Below are 15,928 nucleotides of genomic sequence, written 5' to 3' on the forward strand. Positions count from 1 at the left end.
AGTACAGATTTGTGTAATAGTTTTATATAAAAACACGTACTTTGTTTACAGGTAAGCTTTATACTTGCCCTGAGTAAAGAGTAAAATTGTAATCCTTTGACACAGTTTGATTTTATCAAAGATATTGCCCGATTTGGTCTGGAAAATGATCAGGAGAAACTGAAGTTTTCACTTCAGGAGATGATAGATCATGCCAGAAAAACAAAGAAAACCAATTTGGCTATCCAATTACAATCTATTCTGAAAGAAGCAATACGTGTACACTCTACTGGATCTGCTTCAAAAGTTAGCTCGGGAATTAGATTTGATAAGCCTTCCCAAAACAAAGTAGATGATTTAATTCTTGAACAGATTACTTCTGATTACCGCATATCAGACCTTATTTGTAAACCAAGAATTAAGGAATCTCTGAATCATTTTATACTGGAACATCGAAAAAAATCCCTTTTAGAAGCTTTAGACCTTCCCATTGCCCATAAAATATTATTTCACGGCCCTTCTGGTTGCGGTAAGACTCTTGCCTCCTACATTATCGCCGGTGAATTGGAAAAGATGCTCATGGTGGTCAACCTTGGTGCTATTGTTTCTTCAAAACTTGGTGAAACAAGCAAGAATTTAGCTAAGGTTTTCAAAATGGCAGCTGCTGGGGATTGTATATTATTTTTAGATGAGTTTGATTCTTTGGGGAAAGTGAGAGATTATAGCCAAGACCATGGAGAAATGAAGCGGGTAGTAAATACTATACTTCAGCTTTTTGACTACCTTCCACAATCCACCATTGTCATAGCAGCTACCAATCAGGTTGGTATGCTAGACGATGCCCTTATCCGAAGATTTGATACGCAGATAGGTTTTGAATTACCCGGTGAAGACGAAATTATGGCATTGATCGATTTAACCCTTAAAAAAGGTGTGTTTTCAGTAGGGTCGAAACGTGAGCTCAAGAAAATTATCCAGCATGCAAAAGGTCTTTCTTTTTACAGTATTCAGAAAACTCTCATTACAGCAATGAAGCGCAGCCTTTATCAATTGAACACTGATTTAATACCAGCACAGGTTACGATTGATATGAATATTTGGGGATCTTTAGTGGATGATGAGAAAGATTCTCAGAACCACAAAGTTTAAATTCCTCCATCCAAAGATGCTCCAGCTTCCAAATCCGAGATCAATTCTAACTCATTGAGTATTTTCACTTCATTATACAGAGATCCCGATAGCTTAGCCTTTTTATTTTTCCTGATTTCCCTTAATCTTATGACTAAGGAAAATTCATGGAGATTTTCTTTAAGGTGTCTTTTTGCTGCTTCGGGAATATTAGATTTCCCAAAGCATCTGATGGCAATAGCTACATTTGGGTTGTCCGATTGAAAGTGCTGACTAGACAAATTAAAAGAAATCTTTTGTACATTAGAAAACACTCTGTCTTCCACTCCAAAATGATCTTCTGCCCAAGATACTCCAGACTTTAATTGAAATTTCTCAAGGTCTTGTTGAGAAAGCGTGTTAATATCCAATGGTTTAAAAATTCCAAATGAAATATGGAGTGGTAGATATGCTAACTGATTATTTGGTACTGGTTGGAATTTAAATACCAGTGTACCGGTTACTTCTATTTTATTGGTAGTTGTTAATACCCAATCGGGAAACTGAAGATTAAATGAGTAAAAATCATCATAGGAAACGTTGTCTTCGATTATAAATGTGATTGTGTTTTCATCATTTTCAAGAATCTGTTTGGGGTTAGGTCTTCCATGCCCAGTAAGTCTTCTGTACACCTTTTTATCGATCCTGGAATTAAAATGTACCGGATTTTTCCCAGCTGGAGATTCTGCTTGATTGATTAGCAATGCCTTAATACTTACCATATTTAAAAAAGGATAAGCTCTAACTAATTCTGCTACCATGGAGGAAATTAATGGGGCCGCAATGCTTGTTCCAGCTAATCTTCCGAAATATGGACTTCCTGCATCAAATGGAGTGGTAAGTACTTCCATGGCAGCTTCTGTACTTAAGTAATCTCCACCTTCAAAAACTAAATCGGGTTTGTTTAGATGCTTATTGAACTGATTATCTTTAGGTTTTTTCCCATTGATGAGAACCTCATGGTCCCAATGGAATTTGCGGGTATAAAATGCAGGGTATTCTTTTGCAGGGGTAATGCCATCTGTTACCATATCTTCAAAATTCCCTGCGAGTGCTCCTACAGAAAGGATATTCATCGCTTCTGATGGCTCTTGGATATTCGTTAATTCACAAAAATGAAACTCAATTTCAGGGTTAGTTCTATAAAAAAAAGAAGGATAATGTGTTTGTATGTCTAAATTCCCCAACAAAATGAGTGCGTCTAAATCATCTTTTAGGTAATTACCTACTGAATTAATGATAAGTATGTCTAATTCATAGGAGAGTTTATCTAACTCATATGCAACTCTCCCGATAGAGGAATTATATTGCTTTGATCCTGGCAGGTTCAAAGAAATATTAAAAATCCGAATTCTATAAATTAAGTAAAGTTCTTTGATGTCTTCCAATAATGTCACGATATTGATATCATCATTTGTCTGATGGATTACCTTTAAAACCGCAATTTTTGCTTTGGCATCAATTTCCTTTTGCAAACTGTCAAAAAAATCAGCTCCAAAAGCTATGCATCCAGCAACAGCTGTTCCATGACCTGCTTCATCCCAATAAGAACCGTTACCTGTGTGGTCAATATTTATATCGGTAAGGATTTCTTTCAGAGGTTCAATATTATTTTGGACCCCCGTATCAATAATACATACAATGGGAAGATCCTCTTTCACATTCACTCCAAATCCATAGCTTCTGATAGGAGTTGATACTGTTCCAGGTTTAATTAGGGGTACTCTTGCTGAAGATATTAGCCTAATTACGTCAAAATTATCGACTAAAATCTGCTCTAACGAGGTATCTACTCCATTAATAAAAGCCAAGTTCTTTTCATTATTCAATGCAATTTCTATGTTTCGAGATTGTAGGTAATCTAGTAAGAAATTGAGTTGGTTCTCAGCATTGGGGTGGTGAAGGACATCACAAATGCTAAGAAAATACCCTTCTTTTCCTGAAAGGATTCCTTTTCTATGTGAACTATCCAAGAGATTGAAGTTACTGATGAGGGCAATCCTAGAAAAGGGCTTTCCCCTATGGTCTTCATTGGGTTTGAGATTTGAAATTATATTGATGTGTTCGGAAAAGGATAAAAAAAGCGTTGAATCAATAATGTTAAAAAGAATAGTTTTATTGAAATTAAATTTTTCTATCGGTTCAAGCCCATAGGTACTATAAAAATGGTTTTCCAAACTCTTATCAAAGGTAGTATGGAAATCAATTTGGATAAGGTCGAAGTTTGAAGGGACATTTAATGTCTTTTTTTGCAAGCGAATTTGCACAGAAGAATCGTAATCTCTTAATTTTTCGAGAAGTCTCCCTTTTTTTTCCTCTGAAATAGGCTTCTCTTCTTTGGTTTCTTCTTTTTGATTTTGAGAATCTCTCCCTCTAGTTTTTCTGAACCCAGTAATTTTCTCAGGATTTCTAGTATACAACAAATGTGGAAAATCAGCCATTGAGTAAAAATTATCGGTTAAAGAATAAGTTTAAATATAACTAATTTTACTTTCTCAACAGATTATCTGAATTAATTTTCAAGCCAATTCAGCTTATTTTTCTCAATACTATGGATAGTTTCTTTAACTAATTTGAACATATGAATACCCCTGACACTCACCTGATTGCTATCTTTAAAGATTTTATAGGTAGGGTTTAAAACCAAATCTCCACTCTTTTCCTCAGGGATTAACTTCCACTCTATCTTGTATGGGCTAATGATATAAGTACCTGAGATTTCCTTATTGGTTTCAAATTCAAATAAATGATCGGAGTAGGTCAAAAAGGGGATTAGTAAATTCAAATAGTGCTCTTTGGCATCCGCATACGAATTATTTTGAGAATCTTCATTTATGGATTCCAGTTTATGCATTAGATCTAGCATATCAGGATAAATAGACTTTAACAATTCATAGACAATTAAAAACCTGAAATTATCAACTGTTAAGTATTTTCCTTGAATCTGTGGCGAGAATCTTGAAATTGTAATTGATATTTTTTTACCAATAAATTTTAATAATTTCCGGATTGGCAGTTGACCTGAATTATTCAAACTAACTATAATATAAATAACTAACCTTACATCGTGATAACTTTTAATTCTTTCCAAGTTGTGGGTACTTCCTGAAGTAGTTAATTCTATAGATCCAAACACATCCAATAACTTTTCTTCAACTTCTTTAATGATATCAAACTTGAATACTTCTTTCGAATAAAATTTATCGATGTACCCTGAAAAATCAACGTCTTGGCCATATCTTTTCGCATAGATCTTTCGAATATTGTCAATATCGCAAACCAAAATAATTTTATCGAAATCAAACTTATTACCTTTTGTTTGATTGTCCATATGAGCTGAAAATACATTCAGAATCCGGAAAATATGATCTGGATCAATCCTATCTAGATCATCAATTATCAGAACTGTTTTTTTCCCATCGGTATTATCGGCCTTGATTTGAGCCATTAAATCACAAATCAATTGCGTATAAAAGTCATCATCCTTTATTGACCCGATTTTTTTGTTCAACTGAGTAAGGAAATCAATGACTTGTTTTTTCTGATCAACCTGATTATGTTGATGTTCAATCTCAAATTTTTTATAAAGGTTGAGAAGATTGGAACTTACGTCAGATAATGCTTTACCAATTCGTGGTATACTCCTAATGAATGGCATAATGATATTCTCGATGTTGTTTTGAACAAAAAATCCAAATGAAACATCTTTAGTAATAGTAACCTTCTCAAATTCAATTTCTAAACTTAGAAAATGAAATAGAATGTCATATTTGATTAATTCAAAAATATCCTCATTAGAAGAGACTGAATAATTAACTGGATACAAATGAAAAGCTTGATATTCATTTTTGTTCTCTATAAAAAAATCCTTTAAGAATGTGGTTTTACCTGAACCAAAAGGAGCTGAAAAAATGATCCTAACATTATCAGGATCATCCAAGTGTTTTCGGAAAACTGAATGATTTCTAGGTGTGTCTAATTGAAAAGTTTTACTTCCCATAATCTTTAACTTTCTAACTCATATTTTAGAATTTCTGCCTGCTCTTTTGTGATAACAGGTAGAAAATGGTAGCCTTCAACCTCAACTAATTCCAAATACATACCCCACTTGGTATGGAAAAAGATTTTATTTGGAATTTTTGTCTCGATTAATTTTTCATTATCAGATTGATTGTATATCAAAGAACCTTCTTTTTTATATTTTTCAAGAAACCGGACTATATCGCTGGTTTTTGTTCCAGTTGTCTGGTTGATATGGTATTTATCTTTTCTATAAGCAACTTTTCCAATTCCTCTTTCATAATCTGGCTTAAGAACTTTTAAAAGTTTAAAATCAAAATAAAGATGGTAGAGGTCTATTGTATGCAATAAAACTATTTGAGCCTCCTTAAAACTTTCAAAAACATCTAAAATCTTTATTTTCTTTTGCCAATCTAAAGATCTTTCTTTTATTCGATTAGGGCGGATTGAGTATTCATATCTATAAGTAGTTGTTTTAGGATTTACTTCACTTATAAATTCGTTTAGAAAGATGATTTTTTCTCGGAATGGTTGTTTTTCATCTTTAGGAATAGCAGTTAAGATTTTGAAAGCATGATTAATGAAGCTTTTGAAAATTTTAGTTAACTCCCAGCAATCATGAGATTTTTCAATTTCACAATCAGTTTTTAGGTTGGTTTTTGGATTGTGTTCTGGGAAAATCTTCTTTAATTCAAAAATATTTTCTTTTAAGCCTATTTCAATGGAATGGCTCATCAAATGTAAAATAGGTAAAGACATTTGATTGTACTTATCAAAATCCCTATCAAAATAAGAGAAAATCTCTTCGACTAGCCTTCTATATTCATTCCAAATTGAAATGTTAGTACTCGACATGCCAATGTGGATTAATTCTCTTCCTTTTTCGTTCATACTATTTTTGTTATTTTTCAAAACTCCCCCTAAAATACCCAAAACTACTACTCAACTTGACCTCGTCATGAGGAATCAAGAGGTACTTCCAAGGCTTGCCTCCGTTGGGAACGGTGAATTCTGATGCATACTTACAATAACGCAAAGCCGCTTTTTTCTTGTCCAAGACCTCAGCGGTATTTAATTGGTCAGCAGCCTTGGTTTCTACCATGTAAATGGCATCAGCAGTCTCTACGACAAAATCCGGATAATACTGCTTGCTGTTATTGGCCCAGTAGATCCGGAACTGATTAGGGGCAGGCCTCAGCCACTTTTGTATAGCAGAGTCCTGCTCCAAGATAAAAGCAAAATCTTTCTCAGTCTTGGAATCAAACTTGTATTCCAAATGGCAAGCTTTCTCAAAGCCTGTAAATACCAGCTTAGGAATCAAACTTATGGGACTGATCACATCCTTGTAATGCCTTCTACCTCCCGGCAAAGCTGTGAAATTCCAAGGCTCGATCTTTACAAATGGAAAAACTTTGGGTTCTAAATAATCAGGCTCAGAAATGCGGAAATTGGCCCGCATCTGCTGATAGATATTGAAGGCAATGTGCTTGCGGAACTGCTTGATGGTAAGCTGTAGTTTGCTGGCATCCTCCAATCGATCGCCCAAATGCTTCAAAGCCTGTTGGGCCAATTTGAATAACAAGTCCGCATTTTCATCGTAATCCACATCCGGATAGTTGATCAACTCACTGACTATTTGCTGTAGAGGATTGTCTTTGGAATAGGCTCCAAACTTAACCCCAATACTATCCGTTTTTCGCTCTCCTGTCAGCTCCACTACCATGATTTCTTCCCCAAGGGGCGTGTAATTAAACCCTGTAGCAGTATCTAAGTCAAAATCCTCGAACCACACCCGTATTTCTTCCTGAACCAAATCAATCCGTGGGATTTCGATGATGTTTTCTTGGTAGGACTTGATGATTTTCTCGTAAGTAGCTTCTGCCTCGGCTAGAATATTGGATTCAAACAACTCGGTTTGGTCCTTGTACAAATTCTTTTTAACCTTTTCGATCACAGCTGCCTTAACTTCAGGTTTGTGCAGATCTGCAAAAGACTTAACGGCTTGGGAACTCCCGAAACTTGGAATGGCAGCAATCACGGCCCGTTTGGCATCCAAACCCAACTGTGCACGCTGTTTTTCTTCGTGATTGGTAAGGGTTGCTATGCGTTTTTCTTCCCTAGCGAACCCTACTTCCGTTGTAGATGGACTGCTGATAACTTCTGATTTTTCTTTTTCAGGAGAATCGTCGATTTCTACAAAGGAAACCTTGTTCAGGATAGAATCCGGATTCTGTGCTTCGCCAATTACCGCTTCAAAGTTATCATGGGCAATTACCGTCAGTTTGTCTATTTTCTCCACTCCTGTTCGCTCCCCATTAAAAGGTAAGCGTAAGCCACGGCCAATGGTCTGCTCAATCAATACCGCTGCATTGGCTGCTCGAAGCGGGACAATGGTGTACAGGTTGGATACGTCCCAACCTTCCTTGAGCATATTCACATGGATGACAATCTCAATATCATTGTCATATTGCTCCAACGCGACAAACTGCTTGTCCACTTCCTCATCCTTCTTGGTACTGGAATCAATCTGAAGCACTTTTCCCTGATATGTACCGCCATAGAAAGCCGTAGAATTGATATACTGATACACTTCTGAAGCATGGTCTATATCCCTGCAAACGACCAGAACAAAAGGCTTCACAAGTTTGGCCTGATAGTTTCTGGCATAGATTTCCAGTTCGTTTTTAGTATCCTGATGGATGGAAATAGCATCCTCCAATTTGATTTTTTCGATTTCGTCCCGGGTTAAGCCCTGTGTGCGGAAGTTCTTTCGGGTGGCGATGGCCGGATTTTTCACATACTTCCCATCTTCCAAGGCTTTGGCCAAGGAATATTCATAGACTACATTTTTGAATGGCTTTCCTTTTTCGTCGATAGGAGTTGCGGTAAGTTCAATCCCCAACACAGGTTTGAGTTCATTAATGGCTTTCTTGGATGCATCGGCATGATAGCGGTGGGCCTCGTCCATGAGGATAACCAGGTCGTCCAGTCCGGAAAGGTATTCCCAATAGGATTGTCCTAAGTATTCCGATAGGCGCTTGATGCGGGGGGCCAAGGCTACTCCTCCTTGTTTGGTACCTTTGTTTTCAGAGTTAAACTTGGCAACATTGAAGATATTGATGCGGATTTCCGTATCGGAAAAGAGGTTACCTGCCTGATTGTAATTATCTCCGGTGATGATGACTGGTCGGTTGTGTACAAATTCCGAAATCCCCTGAAATACATACTTGTGATAGGAAGGATTGCCAAAATCCTCAATCAGTTTCTCGTAAATGGTAATATTAGGAGCCAGCACAAAGAAGTTTCGGATACCGTGCTGTAGGTACAGGTAGGTGATGCAGGCTCCCATTAAGCGCGTCTTGCCCACCCCTGTGGCGATGGAAAAACAAATGGAAGGAAAATCCCGCTCAAAATCCGTGCAGGTAGGAAAATGTTGCTGTATGATTTTTAACGCTTCCTGAAGGTCAGCTTCCTTTTTCAGTTCCAATGCGCTACTCAGGGTAGCCAAAATATCCAGGGAGTCTTTCAAAGGGGCTCTCAAAGACAGGCGTTGCTTGATATAATTTGCTTTTTGATTCATGACTTGGTGTTAAAAAATGGATTTAATCAAATAAAGAAGGCTGGTCCGATGGCTTGGACTTGCTTGTCGTCGGTTTGGAGGTGATTTCCTCCATAGGGTCCAGAAACTCTTCCTCTTCACCTTCTTCTTTCGGGAGGTTCACGATTTTGAAGGAATAGTCATCCTTACCAAATTCGCATTTGCCCAAGAGTACCGTCGGGATTTTTTTCACGGAGATATTGGCATGCCTGCCTTCGCATTCGGGAGCAAAAATCTTGCAGCAGATCAACAGGTTTTCGTCCGGCTGCATCTCGTCGTGGATCCGGTCCAGCATTTCTACCGTGATATACTGTGTGGTAGTAAACATAAAGTCTTTCTCCGAGCTCACACCCTGCTTCCAATACGTATATGGGTCAGGCTCGTAGCGGAACCCTTCCTGCTTGGCCATGGCGGCTGCCAACATATCGGGATTATATTCCTTATTGATCACCCAATTACCAAATTTATCCTGATTCAGTAGGCTTGGAGCTAAGGTATAAAATTTAAAGCCACCTCCACCCTTCCAGTCCACGGATTTGCTGATACCTCCCTGTTCTCCGTCCACCACTTGCTTCATTCTTGGATAACAATGCGTCACTGCATGCTCTCCCAATTCCACCCCAATCCATTTTCTACCCATCTTATGGGCAACTGCTGCGGTGGTACCGGAACCAAGGAAGGAGTCAAGCACAATATCCCCTTCTTTGGTTCCAAGAAAAAGGATCCGCTCAATAAGCTTTTCAGGCTTTGGAGTGGCGAAAACACTTTTAGAATTAAATGCTCTAACTTCTTTTTTAGCTTCTTGATTATCACCAACCTCATCCCTGAAAAATATTGTTTTAGATGTAACACCTTGCTTTACCTCTGATAGATATCTTTTTAATTGAGGGGCTCCTTTACCATCTTTTCCAAAGTAAAAACGATTTTCTTGTAAAAATTTATTTGCAGTTGATTCATTAAATCTATAACAACTTCCTTCGGGTGGCCAGTATTCTTTTCCTGTATTGGGATTTTTGATAGGGAAAACACCTGATTTAGAAAATGATTTCACTAAAACATTATCTGACCTCCAAAAACCTCTGCCATCATTATCATTATATTTGTAATATTTGTTTTGTTGATCACCTCTAGGTAGTAGGTTTGGTCTCCATATTTCCTTATTTTTAGCATATACTAAGATATGGTCATGGCTATCAGATAACCATTTGGCATCATTTTGTGGAGAATATTTTTTTTCCCATATGACGTTATTTACAAAATTCTTTCTTCCAAAAATTTCATCACAGAGCACCTTTAAATAATGACATTCGTCATCATCAATAGAAATCCAAATAGAACCATCTGTTGCCAGAAGGTTTCTTAAAATCTTTAATCGTGGGCTTATCAAGCGTAACCATTCACTGTGTTCTACCCCATCATCATATTGCTCAAACGCATTCCCTGTATTATAGGGAGGATCGATATAGACACACTTTACTTTACCCGCATATTCCTGTTCCAATGCTTTCAGCGCAAGGAGGTTGTCTCCATGGATCAGCATATTCTCGGTACGCGGGTCCCCATAGCTGTACTCGGGATTTTCGATCAGGATACGGGGTTCCAGCTTGGGTTCATCACCCTTGCCAATCCAGGTCAGTTCGAGTTTTTGGGGGTTGGAGTTTTGTTTACTCATAGGGGTAACAATAAGAATCAAATGAAAGGAAAAATTCCAATAACTAAATTAAGGTAATTTGGTTGTATGTTCCAATTTTATCGTTCATTCCATCGCAAATTGTCACTTTTTGTTAAGGACATCTACTCATGAATGATTAATTTCCATTTTTGAAGTATAAACTTTTGACGAATATTCTCTGTAGAAGTTTTGCAAAGCATTTGTGAATAGACGTTTTAGAACACAACATTTAAATTAAAATCACGTGAAAAATTCTCTAAATCGAAAAAATAACACATAAATAGACTTGATTTACGTGATAATGATGTATTTTTGAGTGAAATTTTCACGTAAAACCATGATCATTCGCTTTGTTTTGGATAATATTTTTTCCTTTGGAGAAAGGAAAGAATTCAATACCCTTCCCAATACCCGATTAAAAACATTGGAAAGTCATACCTATGGATTGGGAGATATAGAGTTGTTGAAATTATCAGCTTTGTATGGGGCCAATGGTGCAGGCAAATCCAATCTTTTTAAGGCAATTTATTTATTGCAACGCTTGGTTTTGGATCAAAAAATCCCCTTTGGGTTAAGGGAGAGTAGATTCAAGTTTATAGAAAATCCCAATACTCCCCAATTGCTAGCAGTAGAATTTGTGCAAGAGGAAAAAGCCTATTACTACGGGATTGAATTCATTGGAGAACGGATCGCAACAGAAGAATTATATCTTTCAGGGTTGGGGAAAAAGTGTGATACACTGATTTTCGAGCGAAAAACAGATAGTTCAAAGGTAACAGCTATGCACTTCAGCCCGGAATTTGAGCACGATGAAAAAAGCCAATTGTTAAAATCTGTTTTATTGGAAGACTTTGTAAAACCAGATGAACCTGTATTTAAATTGCTTTCCAACAGGGATAATAAGTTTCTCGGGGATGTAAAGAAAGCCTTCCAATGGTTTTCTGACACCTTGCAGATCATCACCCCTGATTCCAAACCAAGAGCATTGGCACACCGCATCGATATAGACAAGGAATTCAAAAGCTATGCTGAGGACATGATGTGTTCCTTTAATTTGGGCATTCAATCCTTATCGACGGACAAGATTCGTGTGGAAGATTTCTTTGGCAAGGATAATGAAAACGAACTCAATGAACTTGTTAAAAAAGTTGAGGAGTCTCCCAATAAGATGTTTGGATTGAGAAGCAGAAGAGGAGATGAAATTGTCTTGGTCAAGGAAAATGAGGATATCTGGGTGAAAATCCTAAAAATATCCCATATGGGAAAAAATGATCAAGTTGCAAAATTTGATTTGGATGAAGAATCTGATGGCACTGTCAGGTTATTGGACTTTGTACCTGCCTTTAGAACAGTGGTATCAGAACCCAAGGTATTTTTGGTGGATGAAATCGAACGTAGTATTCATCCCCTTTTGATCAAAGAATTGGTGCGGAAGTTTTCACATGATCCTCAGACCAAAGGGCAGTTGATCTTTACTACCCATGAATCCAATTTATTGGATCAGGAACTGTTTCGACAGGATGAGATTTGGTTTGCAGAGAAAAACAGGGATGGAGTGACCGACCTGTATTCATTGAGCGATTTCAAGGAGCACAAAACCATTGATATCCGAAAAGGCTACCTCAATGGACGATACGGTTCCATACCGTTTTTAGGAAATCTCAAGGATTTAAATTGGCATGACTATGTTACTGAGCAGGAACCGACTCTTTGAGAGAAAGGCACCTAGCAGGGAAGCCAAGAGTATCTACATTTTTTGTGAGGGAAAAAGAAGAGAAAAACATTACTTCGACTATTTTAAGGAGCTTGATTCCCGCATTAATGTAGAGGTATATGAGCTGGATGAAAAGGAAGACAATTCCCCCTTAGGACTTCTAAAAATCGCCCAACGAAGTATGTTGGAATCAGATGATAATCCCAATCCTATGTATACTTTCCAAGACAATGATGAGGTTTGGATCGTTTTGGATACCGACCCTGATAAGCATGAATCAAGGAAGGAACAAATCGAGCATATAAGAAATGAAGTCTCAAAATTAGAGGCTTGGAGCGTAACAGAAAGTAACCCTTGTTTTGAAGTTTGGTTGTATTATCATTTTCATGAACAATTCGAGGTTTTTGAATCAAGTGACTTTTGTAAAGGCTGGAAGGACAAGGTAAATCAGGCTATTCCTGGAGGGTTTGACTCTAGAAAGCATCCAATTTTCGTACAAAGAGCCACGGTCCATGCAGAGAAAAATTTCAAAAGTCATGAATCCGGACATCCATCCGTAGGTTCTACAGAAGTATATCATTTATCCAAAAGTATCCTTCCCCTAGTTCATGATAAAATTAAGGACGCTTTAGAGAAGAGTGGATTAGAATAGGATATTTTTTCAAGCGGGTTTACTTGACAAACTTTCTAAAGGCAGAAACGATTTGGAAGATGAAGAAGGCTAAGATAATCCGATGAAGTCCATCCAGAAAATGAAGCGAGAAAGAATTTGTATTATCAAACAAATCAGAAAGTCTTCTGGCAGGATTGAACAGCTGTGGTATGGCATGGCTATTTTTTGTAAAACTATCACAGAATAGATTCCAGCCTTTTGGAGACCAATCCCAAGCAAATGTTATTGCTGGATCTGATAAGATCATTAGAAAAGGATAAAATGCCAATGTAATAACGATAATCAAAAATAGAGGGTATAACCAATTTTGGCCGTGTTGATTCGTTTCGCCAAAGTAAATTGAGATCAGATCGGACAGCTTTTGAAACCTTTGGTGAACACCTGTTTGCTTTTTACTTTTAATCACATCTTTATGCAATTGTATTTCTCTGGCTTTGAAGAATAATGAGGTGATTTTATCGGATTGCTTTTCAGCTGCTAATTTTAATTGCCTGTAAATTTCCCGTTTCTGGGAAAGAATTTTTGATGGAGAAGTTTCATTGTCATCGACATGGAGTTGGCTGTCTTTAAACCATTCTACACCGAAAGCATAGATGTTATCTACTCTGGAATCAATAATTCGGATAATCGGATAAACCGAAAAGTCAAAATCATAGAATTCGGTATTGCCAAGATTGGAATTTTCGATTTTGAGTTCAGAATAGTCAGCCTTGGAATTATTAGGCACATTATTGTTGAATGAGACCAAGGCCCGATTGAAAAAATTTATAAATGACAGGACTTGGTAGGTGCTGTCTCTGAAAAACACCGAGTTGTTAAAATTATTTCCTATCAAATTGACTGAATTGAAAAAAGAATTATCAAACTCCATCACCCCTGAGGATTTTTCTGAAAAAACAATGGTAAGATTTTCCACATTCATCTGTTCTGCATCAAATCTAAAACCATTTTGAAATTGATTATCTTGAAGAAAAATCTCACTAGGCTGTAATTTTGATTTAGAATTATTAGTTACATCTAAGGATTCGAAACTGAAACAATCATGAAAAGTACTTCCTTTTATCTTCAATTCTTCCCTAATACAAACAGCTACTAAAGATACTTTTCCATAAAATTTACTATCATTAAAATCAATTGAGATGTAATCCCCATGGTAAATGAAAATCTCTTTTTTAAAAATAGAATCTTTTCCAAACGAATAAAGACTTCCTACACCATTATTAAATGAAGCCCTAAACCCTGAGTTTATTTCACTATTAAAAAACCTAATAGTTCCTGAATTAAATTTATTAAAGTTAAAATCAAACATTCGATTTAACTGAGTATATTCAAATGAAACGCCATCATTAATAAAGTGACAGTTATTTATATCAAGCCATTCAATTACAAGCTTCTTTTGTTCAATCCCACTAAAATTAATTCCATTTGATAATTCTGATTCTTCAATTTTCAATGAATCATATACACCATTTATAAACTGGATGCTTTCTTTCCCTAAATATGCTTCTTCTTTGGATTCAAAATTTTCTGAAACACAATTTAGAAAATGTAATCCCTTGGTGAATTTACAATCGATTAAGACCAAATTCTTTCCTAATTTTATTTTGTTTCCATTATCCTCTCCCTTGAAGTAAACAATTTCGGTAAATTCATAATTTTCAATTATTCCACATTCTTTTTTGAACCTGGCAGGATCAATTCGAATTACTCCTTTAACCCGAATAATTTTATCTGGTGAGCCTAGATGATAAATTTCTCCCAAAGAATAAAGATTTTCTAAAAATTCTTCAGCTGTAATTTCTTCAACTTGTACCAAATAACCATCAGAGTCCCTCTCCATATTCATCATATTTCCTTAATTAATTTTTGAAGCCATAGGCTGAATGGCATCATACACCCCTTTAGGTATCATTGACAATTTACTACAATCAAATTTGGGAAAATCCATATCAACCTAATTCAATTTTTTCAATTATCCCATGCATCAACCCTTGCCCATGACTCAATATTTCCTTATGTTCCAATCTCCCCACAATAATAGCAGGATGGGTATGTATTTCCTTGGCAAAAGCGTAAACCAAGTCTATTGTTAGGCCTTTTACTTTGGCTAAATCCATAAATTCCTTTTCCTCTTTTTCACTAAAGATAAACTCTACTGCAAATTGGTTTGCTTCTTCTTCTTTTTCTTCCCCTTCCCTGGTGTATGAAAGACCTTCCACAAACAACTCTTTTTTACCATGCTTTAGAATATGACCTGCCTCATGAAAGAAGGTAAACCAGAAAATATCGTTCCTCTTAAATTGATTCGAAAGCTGAATCAAAGGAGTATCATTAATCCAACGGGTTGAACCATGGACTTTGCTATTGGGAAGTTTGGGAGTATACACAAGTTTCACTCCGGCTTCTGCACATAATTGCTGAAGTTGATCAAAAAAATCCTCTGGGTGTGCTACCATAACATCTTTAATTTTTTCAAGATTGGATTTGAAAAGCTTTTTATCAAATTTCCCAACATCCAACCGCTCAGCCTGTTTTTCTCCTTGTTTCAGCCAAGCGGCCAATGCATATGGATTCTTTTTTTCTTGATTGGTCAATCTAAATGCTGAATTTTCGATGTAGGCATAACAGGTCGCTTCGTAGAATGCATCTTTGCCACCAATTCCAAAGAATTTTAGCAAGGCATCCATAAGATCGACTATTTCTTTGGACTTGGGGATAAGCCAACCCATTGCCATCATTTCTTTAATGGGGAAGTTTTTCAACCAATCCTTTTGCTGGATCAGCTGTTCTGCATCTTCAATTTCAGCTAATTCCAATCTGTAGTTCCTTTCACGCTCTAGCCAAAAGCTAGCAGGAATATCTAGTGCCCTTTCCAGTTGAATGGCTGTTTCGGGAGTGATTTGTGCTTTTCCTTGGATGATTTCATTGATGGTTTTGATAGGCCGTCCCATTCTTTTGGCAAGCTCTGTTTGGGATATACCTTTGTATTCAATGGTTTCCAAGAGGGTATCACCTGGCGGAGAAATTAATTCTTTCGCCAACTGTATATCTCCGAGGGTTCTTAGTTTCATAGGGTTTCTGTTTTGCTTTGGGTTTATTGCAATC

The 15,928-nt window shown here is 36.7% G+C and carries 10 protein-coding genes; 3 read left to right on the plus strand and 7 right to left on the minus strand.

Going from position 1 to position 15,928, the window contains the following annotated elements:
- The first annotated feature begins 96 nt into the window (after positions 1-96).
- Entirely contained in the window at positions 97-1,128 is a 1,032-nt protein-coding gene (locus tag IPZ59_RS00315; RefSeq protein ID WP_236137902.1) for an AAA family ATPase, read from the plus strand.
- On the opposite strand, the gene IPZ59_RS00320 is transcribed toward IPZ59_RS00315, so the two are convergent.
- The 5 genes from IPZ59_RS00320 to IPZ59_RS00340 all read right to left on the minus strand — a co-directional run bounded on the left by IPZ59_RS00320 (position 1,125) and on the right by IPZ59_RS00340 (position 10,436).
- Entirely contained in the window at positions 1,125-3,587 is a 2,463-nt protein-coding gene (locus IPZ59_RS00320) for a S8 family peptidase (protein ID WP_236137903.1), read from the minus strand. The two genes, IPZ59_RS00315 and IPZ59_RS00320, sit on opposite strands and share 4 nt — an antisense overlap.
- Positions 3,588-3,658: 71 nt before the next feature.
- Complete coding sequence (locus tag IPZ59_RS00325) at positions 3,659-5,146, minus strand: P-loop NTPase fold protein (protein ID WP_236137904.1); 1,488 nt, start codon at positions 5,144-5,146, stop codon at positions 3,659-3,661.
- Positions 5,147-5,151: 5 nt separating this feature from the next.
- Complete coding sequence (locus tag IPZ59_RS00330; protein WP_236137905.1) at positions 5,152-6,057, minus strand: hypothetical protein; 906 nt, start codon at positions 6,055-6,057, stop codon at positions 5,152-5,154.
- 10 nt (positions 6,058-6,067) lie between these two features.
- A complete protein-coding gene (locus IPZ59_RS00335) occupies positions 6,068-8,746 on the minus strand; it encodes a DEAD/DEAH box helicase (RefSeq protein WP_236137906.1) in 2,679 nt (892 codons plus the stop codon).
- Positions 8,747-8,768: 22 nt separating this feature from the next.
- The gene (locus tag IPZ59_RS00340; RefSeq protein WP_236137907.1) at positions 8,769-10,436 is read right to left on the minus strand and encodes a site-specific DNA-methyltransferase; all 1,668 of its coding nucleotides are present in this window, start codon (positions 10,434-10,436) and stop codon (positions 8,769-8,771) included.
- A gap of 337 nt (positions 10,437-10,773) precedes the next feature.
- On the opposite strand from IPZ59_RS00340, the gene IPZ59_RS00345 reads away from it, so the two are divergent.
- The gene (locus tag IPZ59_RS00345) at positions 10,774-12,150 is read left to right on the plus strand and encodes an AAA family ATPase (RefSeq protein WP_236137908.1); all 1,377 of its coding nucleotides are present in this window, start codon (positions 10,774-10,776) and stop codon (positions 12,148-12,150) included.
- On the plus strand, positions 12,122-12,802 hold the full coding sequence (locus IPZ59_RS00350; RefSeq protein ID WP_236137909.1) for an RloB family protein: 681 nt from the start codon (positions 12,122-12,124) through the stop codon (positions 12,800-12,802). Before IPZ59_RS00345 ends, IPZ59_RS00350 begins: the two co-directional genes overlap by 29 nt.
- Before the next feature lie 19 nt (positions 12,803-12,821).
- On the opposite strand, the gene IPZ59_RS00355 is transcribed toward IPZ59_RS00350, so the two are convergent.
- Both IPZ59_RS00355 and IPZ59_RS00360 read right to left on the minus strand, forming a co-directional pair.
- Entirely contained in the window at positions 12,822-14,672 is a 1,851-nt protein-coding gene (locus IPZ59_RS00355; RefSeq protein ID WP_236137910.1) for a hypothetical protein, read from the minus strand.
- 100 nt (positions 14,673-14,772) lie between these two features.
- On the minus strand, positions 14,773-15,894 hold the full coding sequence (locus IPZ59_RS00360) for a HigA family addiction module antitoxin (RefSeq protein ID WP_236137911.1): 1,122 nt from the start codon (positions 15,892-15,894) through the stop codon (positions 14,773-14,775).
- Positions 15,895-15,928 lie beyond the last annotated feature (34 nt).

It is taken from the genome of Mongoliitalea daihaiensis (assembly GCF_021596945.1).
In the GTDB taxonomy this organism is placed as follows: Bacteria; Bacteroidota; Bacteroidia; order Cytophagales; family Cyclobacteriaceae; genus Mongoliitalea; species Mongoliitalea daihaiensis.